This is a genomic window from Stenotrophomonas sp. FR010 (assembly GCF_047520755.2).
Lineage (GTDB): Bacteria > Pseudomonadota > Gammaproteobacteria > Xanthomonadales > Xanthomonadaceae > Stenotrophomonas > Stenotrophomonas sepilia.
In genome coordinates this window covers 57,206-82,924 of record NZ_JAXBQT020000020.1, presented here as the reverse complement: position 1 = coordinate 82,924, position 25,719 = coordinate 57,206, and the positions used below count along the sequence as shown (strand labels likewise).

Annotated in this window: 19 protein-coding genes; 13 read left to right on the top strand and 6 right to left on the bottom strand. The window is 64.8% G+C overall.

Annotation, left to right across the window (positions count from 1 at the left end):
• The first annotated feature begins 25 nt into the window (after positions 1–25).
• The 5 genes from ACM0PK_RS16830 (at position 26) to ACM0PK_RS16810 (ending at position 5,082) form a co-directional block, all read left to right on the top strand.
• A complete protein-coding gene (locus tag ACM0PK_RS16830) occupies positions 26–895 on the top strand; it encodes a CheR family methyltransferase (RefSeq protein ID WP_049416359.1) in 870 nt (289 codons plus the stop codon).
• Positions 892–1,488, top strand: coding sequence for a chemoreceptor glutamine deamidase CheD (cheD, locus tag ACM0PK_RS16825; protein WP_014037083.1), 597 nt, complete (start codon positions 892–894; stop codon positions 1,486–1,488). Before ACM0PK_RS16830 ends, cheD begins: the two co-directional genes overlap by 4 nt.
• The gene (locus ACM0PK_RS16820; protein WP_072168978.1) at positions 1,485–2,558 is read left to right on the top strand and encodes a protein-glutamate methylesterase/protein-glutamine glutaminase; all 1,074 of its coding nucleotides are present in this window, start codon (positions 1,485–1,487) and stop codon (positions 2,556–2,558) included. The genes cheD and ACM0PK_RS16820 overlap by 4 nt, the downstream gene beginning before the upstream one ends.
• A 413-nt stretch (positions 2,559–2,971) precedes the next feature.
• Positions 2,972–3,610, top strand: coding sequence for a hypothetical protein (locus ACM0PK_RS16815; RefSeq protein ID WP_414607469.1), 639 nt, complete (start codon positions 2,972–2,974; stop codon positions 3,608–3,610).
• Positions 3,607–5,082: an XVIPCD domain-containing protein gene (locus tag ACM0PK_RS16810; protein WP_414607470.1), complete on the top strand. Its 1,476-nt coding sequence runs from the start codon at positions 3,607–3,609 to the stop codon at positions 5,080–5,082. Before ACM0PK_RS16815 ends, ACM0PK_RS16810 begins: the two co-directional genes overlap by 4 nt.
• A gap of 144 nt (positions 5,083–5,226) precedes the next feature.
• On the opposite strand, the gene acnB is transcribed toward ACM0PK_RS16810, so the two are convergent.
• From acnB to ACM0PK_RS16795, 3 genes are read right to left on the bottom strand one after another with little or no spacing between them, the layout of a single operon-like run.
• Positions 5,227–7,818, bottom strand: a complete 2,592-nt coding sequence (gene acnB / locus ACM0PK_RS16805) for a bifunctional aconitate hydratase 2/2-methylisocitrate dehydratase (protein WP_414607471.1) — start codon at positions 7,816–7,818, stop codon at positions 5,227–5,229.
• 44 nt (positions 7,819–7,862) lie between these two features.
• Positions 7,863–8,261 (bottom strand): type II toxin-antitoxin system VapC family toxin, encoded by a 399-nt coding sequence (locus tag ACM0PK_RS16800; protein ID WP_005416402.1) that lies wholly within the window; start codon positions 8,259–8,261, stop codon positions 7,863–7,865.
• A gap of 6 nt (positions 8,262–8,267) precedes the next feature.
• The gene (locus ACM0PK_RS16795) at positions 8,268–8,492 is read right to left on the bottom strand and encodes an AbrB/MazE/SpoVT family DNA-binding domain-containing protein (RefSeq protein ID WP_005409505.1); all 225 of its coding nucleotides are present in this window, start codon (positions 8,490–8,492) and stop codon (positions 8,268–8,270) included.
• A 183-nt stretch (positions 8,493–8,675) separates the two neighbouring features.
• Between ACM0PK_RS16795 and bamE the strand changes: the two genes are divergently transcribed.
• The gene (bamE, locus tag ACM0PK_RS16790; RefSeq protein ID WP_069138623.1) at positions 8,676–9,035 is read left to right on the top strand and encodes an outer membrane protein assembly factor BamE domain-containing protein; all 360 of its coding nucleotides are present in this window, start codon (positions 8,676–8,678) and stop codon (positions 9,033–9,035) included.
• A 376-nt stretch (positions 9,036–9,411) separates the two neighbouring features.
• Complete coding sequence (gene acnA, locus ACM0PK_RS16785; RefSeq protein WP_414607472.1) at positions 9,412–12,165, top strand: aconitate hydratase AcnA; 2,754 nt, start codon at positions 9,412–9,414, stop codon at positions 12,163–12,165.
• 146 nt (positions 12,166–12,311) lie between these two features.
• Here acnA and ACM0PK_RS16780 read toward each other — a convergent pair whose 3' ends face one another.
• Positions 12,312–13,862, bottom strand: a complete 1,551-nt coding sequence (locus tag ACM0PK_RS16780; RefSeq protein WP_134971669.1) for a BCCT family transporter — start codon at positions 13,860–13,862, stop codon at positions 12,312–12,314.
• Positions 13,863–14,032: 170 nt separating this feature from the next.
• Here ACM0PK_RS16780 and betI point away from each other — a divergent pair, with 170 nt between their 5' ends.
• The 6 genes from betI to ACM0PK_RS16750 all read left to right on the top strand — a co-directional run bounded on the left by betI (position 14,033) and on the right by ACM0PK_RS16750 (position 22,330).
• On the top strand, positions 14,033–14,623 hold the full coding sequence (betI, locus tag ACM0PK_RS16775) for a transcriptional regulator BetI (protein WP_414607473.1): 591 nt from the start codon (positions 14,033–14,035) through the stop codon (positions 14,621–14,623).
• 38 nt (positions 14,624–14,661) lie between these two features.
• Positions 14,662–16,134: a betaine-aldehyde dehydrogenase gene (gene betB / locus ACM0PK_RS16770; RefSeq protein ID WP_414607474.1), complete on the top strand. Its 1,473-nt coding sequence runs from the start codon at positions 14,662–14,664 to the stop codon at positions 16,132–16,134.
• A gap of 101 nt (positions 16,135–16,235) precedes the next feature.
• Positions 16,236–17,918 carry a choline dehydrogenase gene (betA, locus tag ACM0PK_RS16765; protein WP_072168986.1) on the top strand — a complete coding sequence of 561 codons (1,683 nt, stop codon included), beginning with the start codon at positions 16,236–16,238 and terminating at the stop codon, positions 17,916–17,918.
• Between the two features lie 223 nt (positions 17,919–18,141).
• Entirely contained in the window at positions 18,142–19,818 is a 1,677-nt protein-coding gene (locus ACM0PK_RS16760; RefSeq protein WP_134972173.1) for a long-chain fatty acid--CoA ligase, read from the top strand.
• Positions 19,819–20,540: 722 nt separating this feature from the next.
• A complete protein-coding gene (locus ACM0PK_RS16755) occupies positions 20,541–21,125 on the top strand; it encodes a Fic/DOC family protein (protein ID WP_134972174.1) in 585 nt (194 codons plus the stop codon).
• Between the two features lie 332 nt (positions 21,126–21,457).
• Positions 21,458–22,330 (top strand): crotonase/enoyl-CoA hydratase family protein, encoded by an 873-nt coding sequence (locus tag ACM0PK_RS16750; RefSeq protein WP_072168987.1) that lies wholly within the window; start codon positions 21,458–21,460, stop codon positions 22,328–22,330.
• Between the two features lie 70 nt (positions 22,331–22,400).
• Here ACM0PK_RS16750 and ACM0PK_RS16745 read toward each other — a convergent pair whose 3' ends face one another.
• A complete protein-coding gene (locus ACM0PK_RS16745) occupies positions 22,401–24,575 on the bottom strand; it encodes a response regulator (protein WP_065177622.1) in 2,175 nt (724 codons plus the stop codon).
• On the bottom strand, positions 24,572–25,717 hold the full coding sequence (gene rpfG, locus ACM0PK_RS16740) for a cyclic di-GMP phosphodiesterase response regulator RpfG (protein ID WP_049435901.1): 1,146 nt from the start codon (positions 25,715–25,717) through the stop codon (positions 24,572–24,574). Before rpfG ends, ACM0PK_RS16745 begins: the two co-directional genes overlap by 4 nt.
• Positions 25,718–25,719 lie beyond the last annotated feature (2 nt).

Sequence of the window (25,719 nt, the reverse complement as noted above, 5' to 3'; positions counted from 1 at the left end):
GCGGCTTCGGCCGCCGCCCCCGCCGATGGACACGTCCCCCGTGCAAAGTCCTACTCCCATCGTTACCGGCCCACGCGAGTTCGAGTTCGCCGACCGTGATTTCCGCCGCGTCTGCGACCTGATCTACCAGCGCGTGGGCATTGCGCTTGCGCCGGCAAAGCGCGACATGGTCTATGGCCGCCTGTCGCGCCGCCTGCGCACGCTGGGCATGCGCAGCTTCCAGCAGTACCTGGACCATCTGGAACAGGAAGACGGTGACGAGTGGCAGGCGTTCACCAACGCCCTGACCACCAACCTGACTTCGTTCTTCCGCGAACCGCACCACTTCGACAAGCTGCGCGAAGAACTGCAGCAGCGCTCCAGCCGCACGCCGTTGCTGCTGTGGTCGTGCGCGGCGTCCACCGGCGAAGAGCCCTATTCGATGGCGATCACCGCGTGCGAGGCCTTTGGCACCCTGAAGCCGCCGGTACGCATCATCGCCACCGACGTCGATACCCAGGTGCTGGCCACCGCCGGCCGCGGCGTCTACAACATCGATCGCGTCGCCAGCCTCGATCCAGACCTGCGCCGCCGCTACTTCCAGCGTGGCAGCGGCCCCAACGAGGGCCAGTGCCGCGTGCTGCCTGCGCTGCGCGAGCTGATCGAATTCCGCCCGTTGAACCTGCTCGCCCCGCGCTACGACGTCGGTGGCCCGTTCGACGCACTGTTCTGCCGCAACGTGATGATCTACTTCGACAAGCCGACCCAGCGCGCGATCCTCGGCCGTCTGGTGCAGCACCTGGCCGATGACGGCCTGCTCTACACCGGCCATTCGGAGAACTATCTGCACGCCGCCGACCTGATCCAGCCCTGCGGCCGCACCCTGTACCGCCGTGCGGCGAAGGCCGGCGCATGAATGCTTCGCTGCGTACCGACGATGTGATGCGCTACCAGGATGCGCGCTTCCAGACCATCGCCGCCAAGCTGCTGCCCACCCAGTACCTGGTGGTCGATGACACCACCGCGCTGACCACCACGCTGGGCTCGTGCGTAGCCGCCTGCCTGCGCGACCCGGTGCTGAAGATCGGCGGCATGAACCACTTCCTGCTGCCCGAGGGCAACGCCGGTGACGGCGCGCCCGCGCGCTACGGCAGCTACGCGATGGAACTGCTGATCAACGACATGCTCAAGCGTGGTGCCCACCGCAAGCGCATCGAGGCCAAGGTGTTCGGTGGCGCCAACGTGCTGAAGGGCTTCACCAGCAACCCGGTTGGCACCCGCAACGCCGAGTTTGTCCGCCAGTACCTTCAGGCCGAGCACATTCCGATCATTGCCGAGGACCTGTGCGGCATCCATCCGCGCAAGATCTGGTTCTTCGCCGATACCGGCCGCGTGGTGGTGCAGCGCCTGCCGCATGCGCATGAGGCCGAGGTGGCCGCCACCGAATCGGCGGTGCGTGCGCGCCTGTCCAAGGCGCCGGTCACCGGTGGCGTGGAGCTGTTCGAATGACCTTCACCGGCAACGCCCCCTGCCGGGTCCTGATCGTCGACGACTCCGCCGTCGTGCGGCAGATGCTCACGGAAATCCTGTCCAGCGACCCGGCCATCGACGTGGTCGGCACCGCGGCTGACCCGCTGTTGGCGCGCGAGAAGATCAAGCGCCTGCTCCCGGACGTGATCACCCTCGACGTGGAAATGCCGCGCATGGACGGGCTGGCGTTCCTTGAAAACCTGATGCGCCTGCATCCGCTGCCGGTGGTGATGATTTCCTCGCTGACCGAGCGAGGCGCCGACACCACCCTGCAGGCACTGGCGCTGGGCGCCGTGGATTTCGTCTCCAAGCCCAAGCTGGACGTGGCCCGTGGCCTGCAGGGCTATGCCGAGGAGATCATCGCCAAGGTCAAGATGGCGGCGCGCTCGCGCGTGCGCCCGCTGGTGCGTGCCAGCGCCCCCAAGCTCACGCTGGACGCAACGCCGGCGATGCGTGCTGCCTCGCCGCAGTTCCGCACCACCGACCGCTTGATCGCGATCGGCTCGTCAGCCGGTGGCACCGAAGCGCTGCGCGTGGTGCTGGAAGGCATGCCTGCCGATGCACCCGCCGTGGTGATGACCCAGCACCTGCCGGCCAGCTTCAGCAGCGCCTTCGCCGAGCGACTGGACCGCCACTCGGCAATGGCCGTGCGCGAGGCCAGCGACGGCGAAGCAGTACTGCCCGGCCACGCCTACCTGCCACCCGGCGGCAAGCACCTGCGCATCATCCGCGACGGTGCGCGCTGGCGCTGCCGCATCGACGACGGCCCGGCGGTGAACCGGCACAAGCCCGCGGTGGACGTGCTGTTCCGCTCGGTCGCGCAGAGCGCCGGTGGCAATGCCATCGGTGCCATCCTCACCGGCATGGGTGACGACGGTGCGCGCGGCCTGCTGGAAATGCGCCAGGCCGGCGCCCCAACGCTGGTGCAGGACGAAGCGACCAGCGTGGTCTGGGGCATGCCCGGTGCCGCGTTCAAGCTGGGTGCGGCCGAGGAACAGGTGCCGCTGGAGCGGGTCGCCGAGCGGTTGCTCGCCCTCGCCCGCGGCTGACAGGCCCCTGTAGAGCCGAGCCCACGCTCGGCTCCGCTCCCTGCTGGACACCTCCAAGAGACGTCAGGCTCGATTGCCGATCCGCCGCCAGCACTTTCGACCATTGATGTTTCAACGGCGCTGATCGAGGCTTGATCCTGCCGCACGCCATGCGCGTTGACCGGGAGCCCGCAGGACACCGACTTGGAGCGCGGCTGGAGCGGGTCGTATAGTCAGGTATCGCACTGCAATGGAACGCCGATGAACGTTACCCCGCAAGGCCGCGCTGCTCGGGTACGCAGGGAGGGAGGTCCGGGTAACGGGCAATACCCACTGCGCAACCTGTCGCATTTGCCCAGATATGGCGCCGTCGTTCGTGATGAGTCCGCGTGTTCCAAGGATCAAGGACAATCCTGCAGCGACATGGACCGCTCATGCTGAAATCCGCCCCCAGCCTTGCTCATGTTGCGATGATCGCTTTGATCACACTGGCCACTGCGGGCTGCAGCAAGGAACGCTCGTTCCCGGTCTATCGCGAGAATCCTGCGCCCAAGGATGCGCTGCCGATTGTGATTCGGGTCCACGATGCACCCGTGGATGTCCCCGTTCCTTCGGTCTTCGTCACGTATGAGATAGACCCACTCTGTCTCCCTCCGGTCAACAATTGGGAGGGGGTGCAGTACGAGCCGAACCAGCACAAGGTTGAGGTTCAGGCACAGCGCCTCAGTGCAACTGAATTCAGCAGTGCTGTTTTCAACGACGGCATGGAAGTTGCCGATTATTACGGTCGTGGCCCGTGCACTTGGACACCCGTGCTCGTGGAAGCTTCATTCCCCTTCATCATCGATGATCGCCGTATCCAAGCAACCGCATGGACTTCATTCACAAAGCTTGAAACCGAGAAACTCTCTACTAATTACGTACATCGCGCCTTACGCCCCATGACTTCAGGGGGATCGCCAGAGTGGACGCCTACCGAGCCTTCGACTTGGTACGAGAAGATGTCTCAAGATAAGCGAGAGGATTACTTCCCAATCGAAATCTCCACACGGACTGAAGGAACAGCCCAATGAATCCTCGAGCAAATGCAGCCCTCGCAGATCATGTCTACAAGGATCCGCTCCCTGAACCCAAGGCCATTGTTACCATCGCCGGGACGGAATATCGTGTATTGGCCAGCCTAAACTCCGCCACCGGCTACCAAGGCGTCATTTACCATAATCTCGAATCCAAAGAAGTAATCGTCACCCATCGCGGTACCGAGTTTGATCGCCAGCCTCTGATTGACGGCGGCATCGATGCGGCGATGGTCACCGCCAGAATCAACGCGCAGATTGATGATGCCCTCGCGCTCACCAAGCAGGCAATCGAGCTGGCTGACGCAAATGGATATGGCCTGGTACACGTCACCGGCCACTCCCTCGGCGGCACGCTCGCGCAGATCACTGCACACCACTACAACCTCCCCGGCGACGCGTTCAATCCCTACGGTGCCGCCGGGCTGGCATATCGCCTTCCTGAAGGCCAGCCAGCCAACGCGGCACCCTTCACCAACCATGTGATGGCAGGCGACCTGGTCAGTGCCGGCGGTCCCCATTACGGCAAGGTCGAGATGTATGCGCTGCCCAGGGAACTGGAGATCCTGCGCAACGCCGAGCACGGCCAGCGCATCGCCTCGATCGGAACACCCGGGATGAAGAGCGGCCATGTCATGTCCGCCGCGGTGGCGGTCCAGTTGGGCGATTCCCATCGATTGGTTCATTTCCTTGATCGCATGACCGACAAGGGTCCGGTGCAATCTGTACTGGACAACCCACAGGCGCGGGTCACGGATCCTGAGGACCTGCGCCGGATTGCCGACTACCGCAGTGATGTTCATCAACTGCGTGCGGGTGCGACCGTGCTTGTCGGCGGCGGGCCCGGTCTGCTGCGCGACGGTATCAATTTCCTGCGCGGTGTCGAGGAAGCCGGTGCATACGCCCGCCGCGAGGCTGAAGCGGAGCAGCGGGCCCAGAATGCGCTCAAGCCGGGGGAGCAGCTGATCCAGGATGCAACCGGCAAGGGCTCGCCCTCTCTCAGCAATCCCGCTTTCTCTCCCAAGAACCCTTTACAGGAGAGCATTGAATCAACCTTGGACAAGGCAGGCCTGGATCCCAGGAAGGAAGGCCATCCAGACCATGCGCTCTACCGGCAGATTCGCGATGGTGTATCCACCGTGGATGCCAGGCACGGGCGCAGCTTCGATGAAACCAGTGAGCGCGTGACGGCCGGCCTGCTTGCGGCGGCCAAGGGCAGCGGCCTGGAACGCGTCGATCATGTTGTACTGGGCAATTCACCCAGCGATGGCTCAGCATCTCGCATGTTCGTTGTGCAGGGAGCGCTCGACAATCCAGCACACCTGCGGGCGTCGGTTCCAATCAGTGAGGCCGTCAATACGCCCGTAGAACAGTCGCTCGCCAAGGCCGAGCAGATTTCGCAGGCACAGCAGGTCGCCCAGCAGGACCTCGCCCAGGAGCAGGCCCTCACTGCGAGGCGGATGGGCTAGGCCACCTGGCCGGGCACAATGAAAAACCCGGCTCTCACCGGGGGTTTTTCATTTCAACGGGATGCCGGCCAGCGGCCGGCACTACCATGCGTCGTCCGCTCACAAAAAACCCCCGGCGCGAGCCGGGGGTTTTCCGTTACCGCATCAGGCAGCGACCGTGCTGGCCACGTCCTGGTATTCCTCGATCTGGTCGAAGTTCATGTAGCGGTAGATCTCCGCACCATTGGCGTTGATCACGCCGATGTCCGCCATGTACTCCTCCTTGGTCGGGATGCGGCCCAGACGCGAGCAGATCGCCGCCAGTTCCGCCGAACCCAGGTACACGTTGGTGTTGCGGCCCAGACGGTTCGGGAAGTTGCGGGTCGAGGTCGACATCGCGGTGGAACCTTCGCGGATCTGCGCCTGGTTGCCCATGCACAGCGAGCAGCCCGGCATTTCCATACGAGCGCCGGTAGCACCGAAGGTGCCGTACACGCCTTCCTTGGTCAGTTCCGAGGCGTCCATCTTGGTCGGCGGGGCCACCCACAGGCGGGTCGGCAGGTCACGCTTGCCTTCCAGCAGCTTGGCAGCGGCGCGGAAGTGGCCGATGTTGGTCATGCACGAACCGATGAACACCTCGTCGATCTTGGCACCGGCCACTTCGGACAGGGTCTTCACGTCGTCCGGGTCGTTCGGGCAGGCCACGATCGGCTCGTGGATGTCGGCCAGGTCGATCTCGATGACGGCGGCGTACTCGGCGTCCGCGTCCGGCTCCAGCAGCTGCGGGTTGGCCAGCCACGCTTCCATCTTCTCGATGCGACGCTGCAGCGAGCGCGGATCCTGGTAACCCTCGGCAATCATCCACTTCAGCAGAGTGATGTTGCTGGTCAGGTACTCGATGATCGGCTCCTTGTTCAGGCGCACCGAGCAACCGGCCGCCGAACGCTCGGCCGAGGCGTCGGACAGTTCGAACGCCTGTTCGACCTTCAGATCCGGCAGGCCTTCGATTTCCAGGATACGGCCGGAGAAGATGTTCTTCTTGCCCGCCTTGGCCACGGTCAGCAGGCCCGACTTGATCGCGTACAGCGGGATCGCGTTGACCAGGTCGCGCAGGGTCACGCCCGGCTGCATCTTGCCCTTGAAGCGCACCAGCACCGACTCCGGCATGTCCAGCGGCATCACGCCGGTGGCGGCAGCGAAGGCGACCAGGCCCGAGCCGGCCGGGAACGAAATACCCACCGGGAAACGGGTGTGCGAATCACCACCGGTACCGACGGTGTCCGGCAGCAGCATGCGGTTGAGCCAGCTGTGGATCACGCCGTCGCCCGGGCGCAGGGAAACGCCGCCACGGGTGGAGATGAACTCCGGCAGGGTGTGGTGGGTCTTGACGTCCACCGGCTTCGGGTAAGCGGCGGTGTGGCAGAACGACTGCATCACCAGGTCGGCCGAGAAGCCCAGGCAGGCCAGGTCCTTCAGCTCGTCACGGGTCATCGGGCCGGTGGTGTCCTGCGAGCCGACCGAGGTCATCTTCGGCTCGCAGTAGGTGCCCGGGCGCATGCCCTGGCCTTCCGGCAGGCCACAGGCACGGCCGACCATCTTCTGTGCCAGCGAGAAGCCCTTGCCGGTATCGGCCGGCTGCACCGGCAGGCGGAACAGGTCGGTCGGGGCCAGGCCCAGCGCTTCGCGCGCCTTGCCGGTCAGACCACGGCCAATGATCAGCGGGATACGGCCACCGGCACGCACTTCGTCGAACAGCACGTCGGACTTGACCTGGAACTCGGCGATCACTTCGCCGTTCTTCAGCGCCTTGCCTTCGTACGGACGCAGCTCGATGACATCGCCGTGCTCCATCTTCGACACGTCCAGCTCGATCGGCAGCGCACCGGCATCTTCCATGGTGTTGTAGAAGATCGGGGCGATCTTGCCGCCCAGGCACACGCCGCCAGCGCGCTTGTTCGGGATGTACGGAATGTCATCGCCGGTCCACCACAGCACGCTGTTGGTGGCCGACTTGCGCGAGGAGCCGGTGCCGACCACGTCGCCGACGTAGGCGACCAGGTGGCCCTTGTCCTTCAGCGACAGGATCTGCTGGATCGGGCCGCGCTTGCCGTCTTCTTCCGGGGTGAACGGCGCGTCGTCGCGCTTGTTCTTCAGCATCGCCAGCGCGTGCATCGGAATGTCCGGGCGGGTGGTCGCGTCCGGTGCCGGCGACAGGTCGTCGGTGTTGGTTTCGCCCGGCACCTTGAACACGGTGATGGTCAGGCTCTGCGGCACTCCCGGCTTGCTGGTGAACCACTCGGCCTCGGCCCAGCTCTGCAGCACGGCCTGGGCGTTGGCGTTGCCGGCCTTCGCCTTCTCCTGCACGTCATGGAACGCATCGAACACCAGCAGGGTGTTCTTCAGGCCATTGGCAGCGATAGCCCCGACGCTGGCGTCGTCCAGCAGCTGGATCAGCGGCGCAACGTTGTAGCCGCCGAGCATGGTGCCCAGCAGTTCGGTGGCGCGCTCGCGGCTGATCAGCGGGTTCTGCTCGCTGCCCAGGGCGATCGCCGCCAGGTACGATGCCTTGACCTTGGCTGCGTCATCGACGCCGGCCGGCACGCGGTGGGTCAGCAGGTCGAGCAGGAACTCGGCCTCGCCCTGCGGCGGGTTCTTCAGCAGTTCGATGACATCAGCCGTCTGCTGCGCGCTCAGCGGCAGCGGCGGGATGCCAAGCGCAGCGCGCTCGGCGACGTGGTGGCGGTAGGCTTCCAACATGACAACTCCCGGGTAATGCGTAGGTTGAAAAATCAAAAGTGGGCTCAGGCGTGCGGCACGATCAGCTTCAGGCCCTTGAAGTAGTCGCGGTAAAACGTGTCGTTCCAGGTGATCAGGCCATCGCACTGCAGCAGTGCGTGGGCGCCGACCATGAATTCGTCCAGGCTGCGACGGCTGCCGCCGCGCTGACGGTGACGGCGGTGCATCTCGCCGGCGCGCAGCGCCGACTTGGCCTCCATCGGGTTGAAGTGCACGCCCATCTCTTCCAGTGCTTCGAGCACTTCGGCACCACCGCGCAGCGATGCGCACACTTCGGCGAGGGTTGCGCCACAGACCACCACGCGGCCACCGACCAGGCTCTGCCGGAGGATGGCTTCCACGGCATCGGCCTGCGGGCCATTGCTGAGCAGTTCGACCAGTACCGGTGAATCGACGGCGATCATCACGGCTTATTCCTCGTCGCGCACCGCGCGTACTGCCGCATCGGACGACTCGAAGCCGTCCAGCGCGAACTTGCCGCGCGCCCGTGAAATGGCATCGTCAACACTCTTGCGCAGGATGATGCGGCTGCCGTCCAGCTCGACCTTCAGCAGCGTGCCCTTGGTCAGGCCGAGGGCATCGCGCACCGCCTTGGGCAGGGTGATCTGTCCGCGTTCTGCAACGGTGGCTTCCATGGGTAGGCCTCAAAAAGTATGTATGAATTATACATACCTGACGTAAACACCTCAAATCGGGCGAACTGTGACCTTGAACCAGAATCAGTCGCATTCGACCGCTAGACTGGCCGGGCAGCACTCGCTGTACCGGGCCGGGACACTCCGGCACCGCACGCCCCCTCTCTCATAAAAGGACGTTCAATGCGCGCATTCATTCTGACCCTGGCTCTGGCCACCCCCCTGGCCCTGGCCGCAGGCCCGGCCCACGCCAATCCGTTCGCGGCCCACACCACCGGCACTGAGATCACCCAGAAGCAACTGGACGAGCTGGAGGTGGGCAAGGCGACCCAGGACCAGGTCCGCGAGAAGTTTGGAGCGCCGACGCGTCGTGAGCAGCTTGGCGACACCCAGGTCTGGTACTACGACTACGCCAAGATCAAGCACTTCGGAAAGAACGTGCAGGAATCGACCGTCTTTGAGTTCGGCAAGGACAACGTACTCAAGGTGAAATCCAAGGGCGCGGCTCCCGCCAAGACCGGCAATCCGTTCCTGGGTGGCTGATCGCCACTGACTGGCGCGCTGCCCGTCGGCGGCGCGCCCCCCGTGCCCGGTCAAGAACGCCTCGACCGCCACGATGACCATCGCTCAGCACGGCTCCGCCCCCAGCGCCTGCAGCCCCCCCATGCTGCCCTCCACCTGTCCCCCGGCGCCATACGGCACTGCCTCGAGCCTGTCAGCCCGCACTAAGTCCGGCGGCGCCATGACACGAAAACTACATACGAATTTATAACCTTGCGTTCTGAGCCCGCAGTTCTGCGGCCCCGACGGCATCGGCGATACTGGCCTTCTGCCCGGCGGCACGGACTGCCGGCCACCGCAAGCAGGCCTGCCCATGCGCGGGCCACTGCAAGCCATCCGCAAGAAGGAGTTACCCCGCATGAGCGATTCGTTCTCCACCCGCAGCCAGCTGAACGTCGGTGGCAAGACCTACGACTACTTCAGCCTGCCCACGCTGGGCCAGCGCTTCGATATCTCCCACCTGCCCTACTCGATGAAGATCCTGCTGGAGAACCTGCTCCGGCACGAGGACGGCGGCATCACTGTCGGCAAGGACCACATCGAAGCCGTGGCCCGCTGGAACCCGGCGGCCGAGCCGGACACCGAGATCGCCTTCATGCCGGCGCGCGTCGTCCTGCAGGACTTCACTGGCGTGCCCTGCGTGGTCGACCTGGCCGCGATGCGCGACGCCGTCGTCAAGCTCGGCGGCAAGCCGGAGCAGATCAACCCGCAGATTCCCTCCGAACTGGTCATCGACCACTCGGTGCAGGTCGATGTGTTCGGAAAGCCCGACGCGCTGGACCTCAACGGCAAGATTGAGTTCCAGCGCAACCAGGAACGCTACGGCTTCCTGCGCTGGGGACAGAAGGCCTTCGACAACTTCAAGGTGGTGCCGCCCAACACCGGCATCGTCCACCAGGTGAACCTGGAGAACCTGGCCCGCGTGGTGATGACCGCGCAGAAGGATGGCAAGGACATTGCCTACCCCGATACCGTGTTCGGTACCGACAGCCATACCACCATGATCAACGGCATCGGCGTGCTCGGCTGGGGCGTGGGTGGCATCGAAGCCGAGGCCGCCATGCTCGGCCAGCCATCGTCGATGCTGATTCCGCAGGTCGTCGGCTTCAAGCTGACCGGCAAGCTGCCCGAAGGCGCCACCGCCACCGACCTGGTGCTGACCGTCACCCAGATGCTGCGCAAGCTGGGCGTGGTCGGCAAGTTCGTCGAGTTCTACGGTGACGGCCTGCAGCACCTGCCACTGGCCGACCGCGCCACCATCGGCAACATGGCCCCGGAATACGGCGCCACCTGCGGCATCTTCCCGATCGACGCCGAATCGCTGAACTACCTGCGCCTGTCCGGTCGCAGCGAAGAGCAGATCAACCTGGTCGAGGCCTATGCCAAGGCGCAGGGCCTGTGGCACGAACCGGGCAGCCCGCACGCCCAGTACAGCAGCACGCTGGAACTGGACATGGGCACGGTGAAGCCGTCGCTGGCCGGCCCGAAGCGCCCGCAGGACCGCGTCCTGCTGGAAGACGTGCAGAAGAACTACCGCGAAGCGCTGGTCGGCATGACCGCCAACCGTGACAAGCGCAGCGAGGACGTTGCCACCTTCGTCAACGAAGGCGGCGGCGCCGCCGTCGGCAACGAGCAGCTGGCCAAGGGCTTTGCCGACATCGAGATCGAAGGCCGCAAGGTGCGGCTGAAGGATGGCGCGGTGGTGATCGCGGCCATCACCTCGTGCACCAACACCTCCAACCCGGCGGTGATGATCGGTGCCGGCCTGCTGGCCCGCAATGCGGCCGCCAAGGGCCTGAACCGCCAGCCGTGGGTCAAGACCTCGCTCGGCCCGGGCTCGCGCGTGGTCACCGACTACCTGGAAAAGGCCGGTGTGCTGAAGGAGCTGGAGAAGATCGGCTTCTACGTGGTCGGCTACGGCTGCACCACCTGCATCGGCAACTCCGGCCCGCTGCCGACCGAAGTCAGCGCCGGCATCGCCGCCGGCGACCTGGTGGTGACCTCGGTGCTGTCAGGCAACCGCAACTTCGAGGGCCGCGTGCACCCCGAAGTGAAGATGAACTACCTGGCCAGCCCGCCGCTGGTGGTGGCCTATGCCATCGCCGGCACCACCGACATCGACCTGACCACCCAGCCGCTCGGCACCGGCAGCGACGGCCAGCCCGTGTTCCTGCGCGACATCTGGCCGAGCAACAAGGAAATCGGCGACGTCATCGCCGCCACCATTGGCCCGGAGATGTTCAAGCAGAACTACGCCGATGTGTTCAAGGGCGATACCCGCTGGAACACCATCGCCTCGCCGGACGGCAACCTGTACGCGTGGAGCGACGCCTCCACCTACATCAAGAACCCGCCCTACTTCGATGGCATGACCATGCAGACCGGCAGCATCGACGACGTGCACGGCGCACGCGTGATGGGCCTGTTCGGCGACTCGATCACCACCGACCACATTTCCCCGGCCGGCAACATCAAGAAGGACTCGCCGGCAGGCCGCTTCCTGCAGGAGCGCGGCGTGCAGCCGGCCGACTTCAACAGCTACGGCAGCCGTCGCGGCAACGATGACGTGATGGTCCGCGGCACCTTCGCCAACATCCGCATCAAGAACCTGATGTTCGGTGGCGAGGAAGGCGGCAACACCCTGTACTACCCGGCCGGTGGTGGCCAGCCGGAGAAGCTGGCGATCTACGATGCGGCCATGAAGTACAAGGCCGACAAGGTGCCGTTGGTGGTGCTGGCCGGCAAGGAATACGGCACCGGCTCGTCGCGTGACTGGGCGGCCAAGGGCACCCTGCTGCTGGGGGTGAAGGCGGTCATCGCCGAGAGCTTCGAACGCATCCACCGCTCCAACCTGGTCGGCATGGGCGTGCTGCCGCTGCAGTTCCGCAACGGCGAGAACGCACAGACGCTGGGCCTGGACGGCTCGGAAGTGATCGACATCACCGGCCTGCAGGACGGTGCCAGCAAGCGCGCCACGGTCACCGCGACCAGGGCCGATGGCACGAAGAAGACCTTTGAGGTCTCGGTAATGCTGCTGACCCCGAAGGAAGTCGAGTACTTCCGCCATGGTGGCTTGCTGCAGTACGTGCTGCGCCAGCTAGCCAGCAAGTAACGGCGCGGCTGCGCCCGATTGAGGAAAGGGCCGGATCCTTGCGGATCCGGCCCTTTGCGTTTGCGATGCCCTTGTAGAGCCGAGCCTGCGCTCGGCTGCTTCTGCGCCAACAGCAGCCGAGCATGGGCTCGGCTCTACAGAAGCGCTCAGCGGCGCGGCGCATCCGGGTCGGTGCGCAGGGCCTTCAACAGGCCCCACATGTAGAACGCCAGGGTGAACGAGAACGGCAGGCCGCACAGCACCACCGCGGTCTGCATCGCGCTGAAATTGCCGGCCAGCAGCAGGCCAACGCTGGCCACAGTGATGCCTACAGCCCAGAACACGCGCAGCCAGATCGGCGCGTCATGGCCATCTTCCACGCCATCGTCAACGCGACGCGTGCACAGGTTGGCGATCATCAGCGTGCCCGAGTCGACCGGGGTCAGGAACAGCACGAAGCCGATCACCACCGCAGCACCGGCCACGTACGGCGCCGCAGGCAGGTATTCCAGCAGCTTGAACAAGGTCATCGCTGCATCGTGCTGGGCCACGTCACCCAGGATCGCCTGGCCATGGTTGAGCACCAGGTCGATGGCGGTGTTGCCGAAGATCGACAGCCAGGCCAGGGTGAAGCCGAGCGGGATCAGCAGCACGCCCAAGATCACTTCGCGGATGGTGCGGCCGCGCGAGATGCGCGCCACGAAAAGGCCGACGAACGGCGCCCAGGCGATCCACCACGCCCAGTAGAACAGCGTCCACGACCCCATCCACTCACGGCCCTTGGGGTCGTTGAGGTACATGTCGAAGCTCTTGCGCACGAACGCGCCGAGGTAGTCGCCGGTGTTCTGGATCAGGCCGTCGAACAGGTGCAGGGTCGGGCCGGTGACCAGCACGAACAGCAGCAGGCCACACAGCAGGCGCACGTTGAGGTTGGACAGCCAGGCAATGCCTTTTTCCACGCCGGCGACCACGCCGATGGTGGCCACCACCATCATCACCAACACGATCGCCACCAGCACCTGCGGCGTATCCGGAATGTGGAACAGGTAGACCAGGCCGGACTGCACCACCAGGGCGCCGATGCCGAGGTTGGTCACCATCGAGATCAGCGTGGCCAGGATGCCGAAGCCATCGACCATGTCGCCGATGCGGCCATGTATGCGCTCACCGAAGACCGGGTACAACGCAGAGCGCAGCGCCAGCGGCAGGTCCCGGCGATAGGCGAAATAGCCCAGTGCCACGCCGACAAGCGCATACAGCGCCCAGCCATGCAGGCCCCAGTGCAGGAAGGTCAGCACCATCGCCTCGCGGCCGGCGGCCACGGTGCCGCCGGGCTGCCCGGGCGGATTGAGGAAATGATCCAGCGGCTCGTAGGCGCCGTAGTACAGCAGCGCGATGCCGATGCCGGCCGAGAACAGCATCGAGACCCAGGCAACGTAGCCAAAGGCCGGTGACTCTTCGTTGTGGCCCAGGCGGATGCGGCCGTACGGCGAGAACGCCAGCCACAGCACGAAGCCCAGGCACAGCACGATCAGCAGCATGTACCACCAGCCGAACGCGGCCGAGACCTCGGCCTGCGCCCATTGCAGCCAGTGCTCGCTGCCTTCGGGATAGAGCACGGTGAGCAGCCCGAGGATGCCGATCGACACTGAGGAGCTGAGGAACACAAAACGGTTCAAGCGCAGGGGCGAACGCTTGGGATGAGCCAGGGAAGACATGCGGTCGTCTCATCAAGTCCGAGGGAGCACATGGGCGGGGCCGGACCGGTAAACCGGGCCCATGGCGTGGGGCGCGAGCGCATCCTAGGGTTTATTGATTGAACGTTCAATCAATAAAAAGTATAATGACGGGCAGCCCGATCCTTCGGGTCGCAAACCGTGGAGAGACAATGCCGAAGAAAGGCGTGGAACCGGTACGGCGCGAACAGCTGATCCGGGCCACTTTCCAGACCATCGACGAGATCGGCATGGCCGATGCCACCGTCGCCACCATCGCGAAGAAGGCGGGGTTGTCCAGCGGCATCGTCGCCCACTACTTCGGCGACAAGGACGGCCTGCTCAATGCTGCAATGCGGCAGATCCTGCGCGAACTGAAGGACGCCGTCGCCTGCTACCGCGCCGACGCCAGCGACAACCCGCGCGAGCAGCTGCGCGCCATCGTCGATGGCAACTTCGACGACAGCCAGATCAACGGCACCGCGATGCGCGTCTGGCTCACCTTCTGGGCCGCCAGCATGCACCAGCCGGAACTGGCCCGGCTGCAGCGCGCCAACGACCAGCGCCTGTTCTCCAACCTGTGCCACCAGTTCAACCGCCTGCTGCCCCATCCGCAGGCCCGCCTGGCCGCCCGCGGCCTGGCCGCGATGATTGATGGCCTATGGCTGCGCGGCAGCCTGGTCGGCGGCCAGTTCAACGCCGAGAAGTCCCGGCGCATCGCTTACGGCTACATCGACTTCCAGTTGCAGGCTGCCGCGCTATAAGCGCTTCAGCACCCGCCCCCTTCCAAGGAGTACGCCCCATGTCCACCCTGCCCGTCCAACAGCTCTACATCCACGGCCAGCGCGTCGATGCCACCAGCGGCAAGACCTTCAAGACCATCAACCCCGCCACCGGCGAGGTGATCGCCGAGGTGCAGGTCGCCAGCCAGGCCGACGTCGAACGCGCCGTGCAGAGCGCAGCCGAAGGCCAGAAGGTGTGGGCCGCGATGACCGCCATGGAGCGCTCGCGCATCCTGCGCCGCGCCGTCGAGCTCCTGCGCGAGCGCAACGACGAACTGGCCCACCTGGAAACCCTGGACACCGGCAAGGCGCTGGCCGAGACCACCACCGTGGACATCGTCACCGGTGCCGACGTGGTCGAGTACTACGCGGGACTGGCCACCGCCATCGAAGGCATCCAGTTGCCGCTGCGCGAATCGAGCTTCTTCTACACCCGTCGTGAGCCGCTGGGCGTGGTCGCCGGCATCGGTGCATGGAACTACCCGATCCAGATCGCCATGTGGAAGTCGGCACCGGCGCTGGCCGCGGGCAACGCGATGGTGTTCAAGCCGTCCGAAGTGACCCCGCTGACCGCGATCCGGCTGGCCGAAATCTACACCGAAGCCGGCGTGCCGGCCGGCGTGTTCAACGTCGTGCAGGGCCCGGGCCGCGAGATCGGCCAGTGGCTGACCGAGCACCCGGTGATCGAAAAGATCTCCTTCACCGGCGGCGTCGCCACCGGCAAGAAGGTCATGGCCAGTGCCGCGTCCTCGTCGCTGAAGGAAGTGACCATGGAGCTGGGCGGCAAGTCGCCGCTGGTGATCTGCGACGACGCCGACCTGGACCGCGCCGCCGACATCGCGGTGATGGCCAACTTCTTCAGCTCCGGCCAGGTCTGCACCAACGGCACCCGCGTGTTCGTGCCGCGCAGCATGCTGGCCGCATTCGAGGCGGCCGTCGTCGAGCGCGTCAAGCGCATTCGCATCGGCGACCCGATGGCCGCCGAGACCAACTTCGGCCCGCTGACCAGCTTCCCGCACATGGAAAACGTGCTGCGCTACATCGAGAGTGGCAAGGCCGAAGGTGCCCGTCTGCTGACCGGCGGCGGCCGTGCCACCGAAGGCGCGCTGGCCCAGGGTGCCTACGTGCTGCCGACCGTGTTCTCCGACTGCCGCGATGACATGACCATCGTCAAGGAAGAGATCTTCGGGCCGGTGATGAGCATCCTCGCCTATGACGACGAAGACGAAGTGGTACGTCGTGCCAACGACACCACCTTCGGCCTCGCCGCCGGCGTGGTCAGCAAGGACATCAGCCGCGCCCACCGCATCATCCATCGCCTGGAAGCCGGCGTCTGCTGGATCAACACCTGGGGTGAATCGCCGGCCGAAATGCCGGTCGGTGGCTACAAGGAATCCGGCGTCGGCCGCGAGAACGGTATCTCCACCCTCGGCCACTACACCCGCATCAAGTCGGTGCAGGTCGAGCTGGGCGACTACGCCAGCGTGTTCTGACCGGCGCGCCCCGAGCACGCCCCATCGTCCGGCCACCGCGCCGATCCGACATTCCGCCGGGACGCCTGCATGCAGCGCGCCCCGGCCTGCAGGAGACACCCATGAGCACCCATAACGAGTACGACTACATCATCATCGGCGCCGGTTCAGCCGGCAACGTGCTGGCGACCCGCCTCACCGAAGATGCCGATGTCAGCGTGCTGCTGCTGGAAGCCGGTGGCCCGGACTACCGGCTCGACTTCCGTACCCAGATGCCGGCGGCGCTGGCCTTCCCGCTGCAGGGCAAGCGCTACAACTGGGCGTACAAGACCGATCCGGAGCCCTTCATGAACAACCGCCGCATGGACTGCGGCCGCGGCAAGGGCCTGGGCGGCTCGTCGCTGATCAACGGCATGTGCTACATCCGTGGCAACGCGATGGACTACGACAACTGGGCCAGCATGCCGGGCCTGGAAGACTGGACCTACCTGGACTGCCTGCCCTACTTCCGCAAGGCCGAAACCCGCGACATCGGCCCCAATGACTACCACGGCGGTGACGGCCCGCTGCGCGTGACCACGCCGAAGGCCGGCAACAACGAACTGTTCGCTGCGATGGTCGAAGCCGGCGTGCAGGCCGGCTACCCGCGCACCGACGACCTCAACGGCTACCAGCAGGAAGGCTTCGGCCCGATGGACCGCACGGTGACCCCGAACGGCCGTCGTTCCAGCACCGCCCGCGGCTACCTGGACCTGGCCAAGCCACGCCCGAACCTGACCATCGTCACCCACGCGCTGACCGACCGCATCCTGTTCTCGGGCAAGCGCGCGGTGGGCGTGCAGTGGCTGCACCACGACCAGCCGCAGCGTGCCACCGCCCGCCGCGAGGTGCTGCTGTGCGGCGGCGCCATCGCCTCACCGCAGATCCTGCAGCGCTCGGGCGTCGGCCCGGCCGACCTGCTGCGCAGCCTGGACATCGACCTGGTGCATCACCTGCCGGGCGTCGGCGCCAACCTGCAGGATCACCTTGAGATGTACCTGCAGTACGAATGCAAGAAGCCGGTGTCGCTGGCGCCGGCGCTGAAGCTGTACAACCAGCCGGCGATCGGTGCCGAGTGGCTGTTCCTGGGCACCGGCATCGGCGCCAGCAACCAGTTCGAGGCCGGTGGCTTCATACGCAGCGACGCCGAGTTCGACTGGCCGAACCTGCAGTACCACTTCCTGCCGGTGGCGATCAACTACAACGGCTCCAACCCGATCAAGGCGCACAGCTTCCAGATGCACGTCGGCTCGATGCGCTCGCCCAGCCGTGGCCGCATCCATGTGCGCTCGAAGGACCCGCGCGAACATCCGAGCATCCTGTTCAACTACATGTCGCACGAGCAGGACTGGCGCGAATTCCGCGCGGCGATCCGCATCACCCGCGAGATCTTCGCGCAGCCGGCGCTGGCCCCGTACAGCGGCCGCGAGATCTCGCCGGGCAGTGCACTGCAGACCGACGCGCAGATCGATGCATTCGTGCGCGAGCATGCCGAGACCGCCTACCACCCGTCGTGCTCGAACAAGATGGGCCATGCCGATGATCCGATGGCGGTGGTCGATGGCCAGGGTCGCGTGCACGGCCTGGAAGGCCTCCGCATCGTCGATGCCTCGATCATGCCGCAGGTGGTGACCGGCAACCTCAACGCGCCGACCATCATGATGGCCGAGAAGCTGGCCGACGTGATCCGCGGCCGCACCCCGCTGGCCCGCAGCACCGCGCCGTACTACAAGGCCAACGGCGCACCGGTGCGCAAGCAGGGCTGACGCAAGCGGCCCGCCTGTGGGGTGCGGTAGTGCCGGTCGCTGGCCGGCATCCGCTGGATCGCGTATCGAGCGCAGATGCCGGCCAGCGGCCGGCACTACCCAGCAAAGAGGCCCTTCGGGGCCTCTTCGCGTTTTCCCTACGGCGGGGTATGCTGCAATGACCGGCCATTGTCGATACGCTCAGGGCCGGAACCTAATACATCACGATTCCTGGAGGGGGAATATGAGTCTGGATCGTCCCTGGCTGCAGAGCTATCCGAAAGGCGTTCCCGCCGAGATCGACGTCAACGAGTTCCATTCGGTAGCTTCGGTCTTCGACGCTTCCGTCGCGAAATTCCGCGACCGTCCCGCCTACTCCAGCTTCGGCAAGGTCGTCACCTATGGCGAGACCGACGCGCTGGTCAATCAGTTCGCGGCCTACCTGCTGGGAGAGCTCAAGCTCAAGAAGGGTGACCGCGTCGCCCTGATGATGCCCAACTGCCTGCAGTACCCGGTGGCCACCTTCGGCGTGCTGCGCGCCGGCCTGACCGTGGTCAATGTCAATCCGTTGTACACCGCGCGCGAGCTCAAGCACCAGCTGATCGATGCCGGCGTGACCGCACTGGTGGTGGTCGACAACTTCGGCGACACCGTCGAGCAGGTCATCGCCGATACGCCGGTCAAGCACGTGATCACCACCGGCCTGGGCGACCTGCTTGGCGCCAAGGGCGTGATCGTCAACTTCGTGCTGAAGTACATCAAGAAGATGGTGCCCAACTACCATCTCAAGGGCGCGGTGCGCTTCCGCCAGGCGCTGAAGATCGGCAGCCGCCACAGCCTGCCCCAGGTCGAGATCGACCACGACGACATTGCGTTCCTGCAGTACACCGGCGGCACCACCGGCGTGGCCAAGGGCGCGATGCTGACCAACCGCAACCTGATCGCCAACATGCAGCAGGCCTCGGCCTGGATCAGTGCGTCGGGCATCGAGATGGGCAAGGAGTGGATCATCACCGCCCTGCCGCTGTACCACATCTTCGCACTGACCGCGAACGGGCTGGTCTTCATGAAGTTCGGTGGCTGCAACCACCTGATCACCAATCCGCGTGACATGAAGGGCTTCGTCAAAGAGCTCAAGTCGGTGCGCTTCACCGCCATCACCGGCGTCAACACGCTGTTCAATGGCCTGCTCAACACCCCCGGCTTCGACACGGTCGACTTTTCCTCGCTGAAGGTCACCCTGGGCGGCGGCATGGCGGTGCAACGCGCCGTGGCCGAGCGTTGGAAGAAGGTTACCGGGGTGACCCTGGTCGAGGCGTATGGCCTGACCGAGACCTCGCCGGCGGCCTGCATCAACCCGCTCACCCTAACCGAATACAACGGCTCGATCGGCTTGCCGATCCCGTCCACCGATGCCTGCATCAAGGACGACAACAGCGCCATCCTGCCGCTGGGCGAGGTCGGCGAGCTCTGCATCAAGGGCCCGCAGGTGATGAAGGGCTACTGGCAGCGCCCGGAGGAAACCGCCAAGGCGATCGATGCCGACGGCTGGTTGCATACCGGCGACATGGCGAAGATGGACGAACACGGCTTCTTCTACATCGTCGACCGCAAGAAGGACATGATCCTGGTGTCCGGCTTCAACGTGTACCCGAATGAAGTCGAGGACGTGATCGCGATGATGCCGGGCGTGCTGGAAGTGGCCGCGGTCGGCGTGCCGGACGAAAAGTCCGGGGAAGTGGTCAAGGTGGTCATCGTGAAGAAGGACCCGAACCTGACCGCCGAAATGGTCAAGGAGCATGCCCGGGCCAACCTGACCGGCTACAAGCACCCCAAAATCGTTGAATTCCGAAAGGAGCTGCCGAAGACCAATGTCGGCAAGATCCTCCGCCGCGAACTCCGCGATACGCCCGCCCAGTAAGGGTTTGCGGCAATTTGAACGATGCAGGGCCCGGGGCGGAAACGTCCCGGGCCCGCTAGTTCCAAAAAATCGATCTGAAGTCCAGAGTTGATCGTCAATCCGGACCTATGCTTCATCTTCTCTGCACTAGGCTTGGTATAATTAGGTGTTGTAATCAGAGTGCACCTGGACGTTCTGGAGAGCCGTCCCTCCGACCGCTAGCGCGAGCCATGCCAAAGTCGAGCAAAATCATCAAGACAACAACGCATGATCCATCCATTGTGGATTTTTTGCTTGTTGAGAGTCAGTCTGATCTAAAGGCTTACGGTCATTTTAGAGAATTGAAGGACGCACTGAGCGAACTGCTTGGGGTAAGCATCGGCTCAAAGAGTTGGTCCTCATTTTATTTTCTGATCCTGAGGGTCCAAGCGATCTCAAGATCGACTGTAAGCTGCTCAATGAATGGGCGCTCCACCTCGCACATCATTTTCAAATGCAAGCTGTACTCAACTCTCTATCGCGGCTCCGTGAAGGATGATTGTGTAAGGAGCGCATCCTTCAATGAGCATTTCGTTCAGGCAGTGGATAGGATTTCCGAGGCTGCAGCTGACCCAAAGGTTCGATATCGCTTTAGTAAGACGAGAAATTTCATCTACAGTTCGAAGCTTGAAGGCATAAGCATTGCTGCCCCAAAGGGAAAGTCAACGCTTGCAACACTGTTGAAGAAGCATCGAGAGCAGTGAGTGGACCGCTATGATTCTTCGAATGATCACTATTGCATTGCCGGAACGACTGTCCTTAAAAACAGGCTCGGCATCACTTCAATGGACGCACTTGAAATTGCAGAGCAGGAGATTACCTCTCTCACCCATCTAAGTGTCAATTACGCTGCTCCTCCTTATACTCTTGATACGCTGAAGAAACTGCACCTCGCGCTTTTTGGGGAGATATACGAGTGGGCTGGAAGCGTCCGAACTGTCGATATATCCAAGGGCGGCACGCCTTTCTGCACCAATGCCCGAATTGAACCAGAAGCAGCAAAGCTATTTGCCAATCTTGAACGGGACGGCTGGCTTGCGAATTTGAGCCGGGACGCGTTTTGCCGAAAGCTCGCAGAACATTACTGCGAAATCAACATGATTCACCCATTCCGCGAGGGCAATGGGCGAGTGCAGCGCATTTTGTTTGAACATCTCGCACTCAGCTGCGGGTATTACATTCGATGGGATCTCTTGACCGAAGGCGAGTGGTTAGCTGCGAACATTGCAGGTGTTAGTTGCGACTACGGGCCGATGACACAGATATTTGACCGCATTCTGCAGCCTTGAAGCGAGACCAGGCCCCTCATGTTGAGCCACAGCGTTCCGCAGGGAGACCGAGATCGCGCCAACCTCACCGGCTACAAGCACCCCAAAATCGTTGAATTCCGAAAGGAGCTGCCGAAGACCAATGTCGGCAAGATCCTCCGTCGCGAACTCCGCGATACGCCCGCCCAGTAAGGGTTTGCGGCAATTTGAACGATGCTGGGCCCGGGGCGGAAACGTCCCGGGCCCTTTCGCATGCGACGCCCCTGGGGCGGTGTAGCATCGCCGCGTGTGTGGACCGTTCGGCCCGCCGGCCACCCACCTGACACTGCGGGCCGCATGCCGAGGACCCTTCCATGAGTACCATCGAAAAGCTGCCTTCAAGCGGCTCACCGTTCGCCACCATCCGTACCGAAGACAGCGCCGACGGCGCTGCCCACTGGCTGTTCATGCACGCCGATGCCGCCACCGGGATCCGCCCCTGCTGCCGCAAGGACATGCTCGACGAAATGTGGAGCTACATGGCGGCCATCACCCGCAGCCCTGCCGAACGCCACAGCGGAACATTGCGGCATTTCGTGCTGGCCTCCGATGCCGTCGCCTACAACCTGGGCGGCGACCTGGACCTGTTCACCCGACTGATCCGCGAAGGCAACCGCGACCTCCTGCTGAACTATGCCCAGCGCTGCGTGGAGGGCGTGCACCACCTGCACACCGGGTTCGGCGGCGACGTCCGTTCGATCGCGCTGATCCAGGGTGACGCCCTTGGCGGCGGCCTGGAAATGGCCCTGGCCTGCCACACCATCGTCGCCGAGGAAGGCAGCGGACTGGGCCTGCCGGAGGTGCTGTTCGGCCTGTTCCCGGGCATGGGTGCGTACTCCTTCCTGTGCCGGCGCGTGTCCCCCCACCTGGCCGAGAAGATCATCCTTGACGGCCGGGTCTACAGCGCCGAGGAGATGCACGCGATGGGCGTGGTCGACGTGCTGGTGAAGAAGGGCGAAGGCCGGGCGGCGGTGGAAGACCTGATCCGCCAGCAGCAGCGTACACCGCAGTCCTATCTGGCGATGAACGCCGCACGCGCCATCGCCCAGCCGGTCAGCTACGACGAACTGCTGGAGATCACCAAGGTATGGGTCGATTCCGCCCTCGCACTCGGCGACCGTTCGCTGCGTACCATGGACCGCCTGATCAAGGCCCAGACCCGTCGCGCCAGCCTCGACGCGGCCTGATTCATCCCTCCCCCAGGATGGGTTCAAGCCCGGTTGGCCACCGGGCTTTTTTTATGCACCCTGCCGTGGTTCAACGCGCCTCGCCATCGTCGGCAGCGCCGCGCAGCCGGCGTTCGGCCCGTGCCTCCAGTGCACGCCGGCCTTCCTTGATCGCTTCCTGCAGGATGCCCAGGCGCTGGCGCCATTCGGTCTTCAGCTGCCAGTCGGCCATCCGCATCAGCTCGCCGGCACGGTTGGACGCGCGCATCAGGCCGAGGTTGCTGGCCACGCCCTTGATCGCGTGGGATTGTTCGCGGAACACATCCCACTGCGTGGCCTCACCGGCCTGCTCGGCCTTGCCCATGCAGCCCGCCACGTCCTCCAGGCATTGGCGGATGAACTCACGTTCGAAGCCCTCGCCCATGCCCAGCGAGGCCAGCTCGTCCAGCACGCTGCTGTCGAGCACCCCATCCTGCAGCGCCATCGGTCGCACCACCGGTGCGGCCATGGTCTTCAGCTGGGCGTTGCTGGCGATCTCGGCCAGGGTATCGAGCAGGCGCACCGCCACCACGGGCTTGGCCAGGAACGCATGCGCCCCAGCCTGGGTACAGCGCTGGATCGCCTCGGGCGTGACATCGGCGCTGAGCACCAGCACCGGCGTGCGCGGTCCGCCGCCGGCCTGCATCACCCGCAACTCCTTCAGCATGTCCAGCCCGCTCATGCCCGGCATGTGCAAGTCGACAATGACCGCGTCGAATTCACTGTCGGCCAGCGCATCCAGCACCGCCTCACCGCCATCCACGCACAGCACGCGATGCCCGGCCTTCTGCAGCAGGCGCTGCAGGACCATGCGGTTGGCCTCGTGGTCGTCGGCCACCAGGATCTGCATGCTCCGCACGCGGGCGCGATGGCGCAGGAACGGGTCGGCAAATGCGATCACGTTGCCGCCCGGCCCCACGTCGTCGTCGCCGGTCAGGCTCGGCACCGCACCCGGCACCTGCGGCTGCGGCGGCGCGAACGGCAGCTCGACCCAGAAGTGGCTGCCGCGCGGCGGGTTTTCCAGATAGCCGATGTCACCGTCCATCGCCTCGACCAGGCCCTTGGCGATGGTTGTGCCCAGCCCGGTGCCCTCGTGGCGACGCGCCATGCTGACGTCAGCCTGCTCGAAGGCATCGAACAGCCGCGCACGCATGGCCGGGGCCACGCCGATGCCGGTGTCGAGGATGTCGAAGCGCAGCCGCACCGCGCCACTGGTATCGGCCTGCACCACGCTGACACGGATTTCGACCCGGCCGTGATCGGTGAACTTGACCGCGTTGCCGGCCAGGTTCAGCAGGATCTGCCGCAGGTGCCCGACGTCTCCGCGCACGCGTGGCGGCACACCATCGGCGACCTTCACCCGGTAATCCAGGCGCTTGGCCTTGGCCTGCGGCAACAGGATCAGCCCGATCGCCTGGATCACGTCGGCCACGGCGAAGTCTTCGGCCACCACGCGCAGCTTGCCGGCCTCGATGGCCGAGATGTCCAGCACTTCCTCCACCAGCGCCAGCAGGCTGCGCGAAGACGCCTGGATGGTGTTGAGGCACTCGCGCTGCTCATCGTCCAGGCGCGTGGTCGCCAGCACTTCGGTCATGCCGTTGAGGCCGTTCAACGGCGTGCGGAACTCGTGGCTCATGTTGGCCAGGAAACGGCTCTTGGCCTCGCTGGCACGGCGCGCCTCGGCCATTGCTTCGGTCAGCTGCCGCAGCAGCGTCGAGAAGTACAGCGGCACCGCCGCCAGGCCGAGCCAGAGGCCGATGGCCAGACGGAAATTCTGTTGCCAGTAAGGCGTCAGCAGCACCGTGCAACCGAAGCTCACCATCGCCATCGCCACCGCCACGTACAGGTAGTGGTTGCCGAAGCGCATGCCGTTGCCGACCGTCACCCACATCACCACGATGTAGACCCAGGCCAGGGGCTCGCCCATCTGCACCATGCCGGCAGCGATCAGGCCATAGTCGGCGAGCATGCCCAGCACGCGGCGGGGATCGGAACGCGCCGGCCGCCACAGCAGCCAGCCGAACAACAGCAGCGACAGGCTCAGGCCGGTCAATACGATCGCCAGCACGCCCACGTACTGCGTGTGCGGCAGGTCGTGGCGCGGCGCCGGCAACAGCACGTAGGCCAGGATCAGGCTGATCAGGACAATACGGACGATCTGCTGGCCGTGTTCGCTGTCCTGGCGCTGGGACAGGCGCAGCCGCAGCTGCGACAACAGCCGTTTCACGCGCCCAGCCCCGGGCGCGCGGACGCCATCGAATGCTCGGCGCAGATCTGGTCCAGCTGTTCGCGGCCGCGCAGCAGCGCGTCCACGCATCGGGGATCGAACAGCCGGCCACGCTGGGCGTAGAGATAAGCCAGGGTGGCTTCCATGGTCCATGCTTCCTTGTACGGACGGGGCGAAATCAGGGCGTCGAAGACATCGGCGACAGCCACGATGCGCGCTTCCAGCGGAATCGCATCGCCGACCAGCCCATCAGGATAGCCGCTGCCGTCGTAACGCTCATGATGGCGCAGTGCGATCAACGCGCCAACCTGGATGAAACGATTCTGGCTGCCGCTCAGCAGTTCATGGCCAATCCGCGGGTGCCGGCGCATGATCGCCAGCTCCTCCTCGTTGAGCTTGCCCTGCTTGAGCAGCACCGCATCGGGAATGGCGATCTTGCCCATGTCATGCAGCGGCGCAGCCATTTCGATCAGGCGCACCTCCTCCTCGGGCAGCCCGAGCTGTTCGGCAATCAGGCCGGCCACGCGTGCCATGCGCTCCAGGTAGGCGCTGGTGCCGGCATCACGGAATTCGATCGCGCGCGCCAGTCGTGACAGCGTTTCGCGCTCCCGCTCTTCGACCTCATGCATGCTGGCCAGCAGGCGCTGCTCCAGCGACAGCGCCCGTTGCTTCACGTTCTCGGTCTGCTGGCGCAGCTGCAGCAGGTTGTAGCAGCGCGCACGCAGTTCGCGCGGGCGGATCGGCTTGACCAGGAAGTCGATGACCCCTGCTTCCAGTGCCGCCTGCCGGATCGGCTCGTCACCGACCACGGTGATCAGGATCACCGGAATGTCGCGGTGCTTGGGCAGTCGACGGAAACGACGGGCGAATTCCAGCCCGTCCATCTCCGGCATGCGGTAATCGAGCAGCAGCAGGTCGACCGGATGGGCTTCGCACCAGGCCAATGCGGTCAGCGGATCGCCGAAGTCATACACGCTCAGTTCCGGCGCGATGTCTTCGATGACGTGACGCAGCATCGTCCGGGCGGAAGTCTGGTCATCAACGATGACGATGTTCAACGCGTACTCTGCCTGGTTTTTCGACCACGCTGGATCATCAGCAGGCGAGGATACTCTGCCGCTGCGAACGCTCGCACCCTGCATCG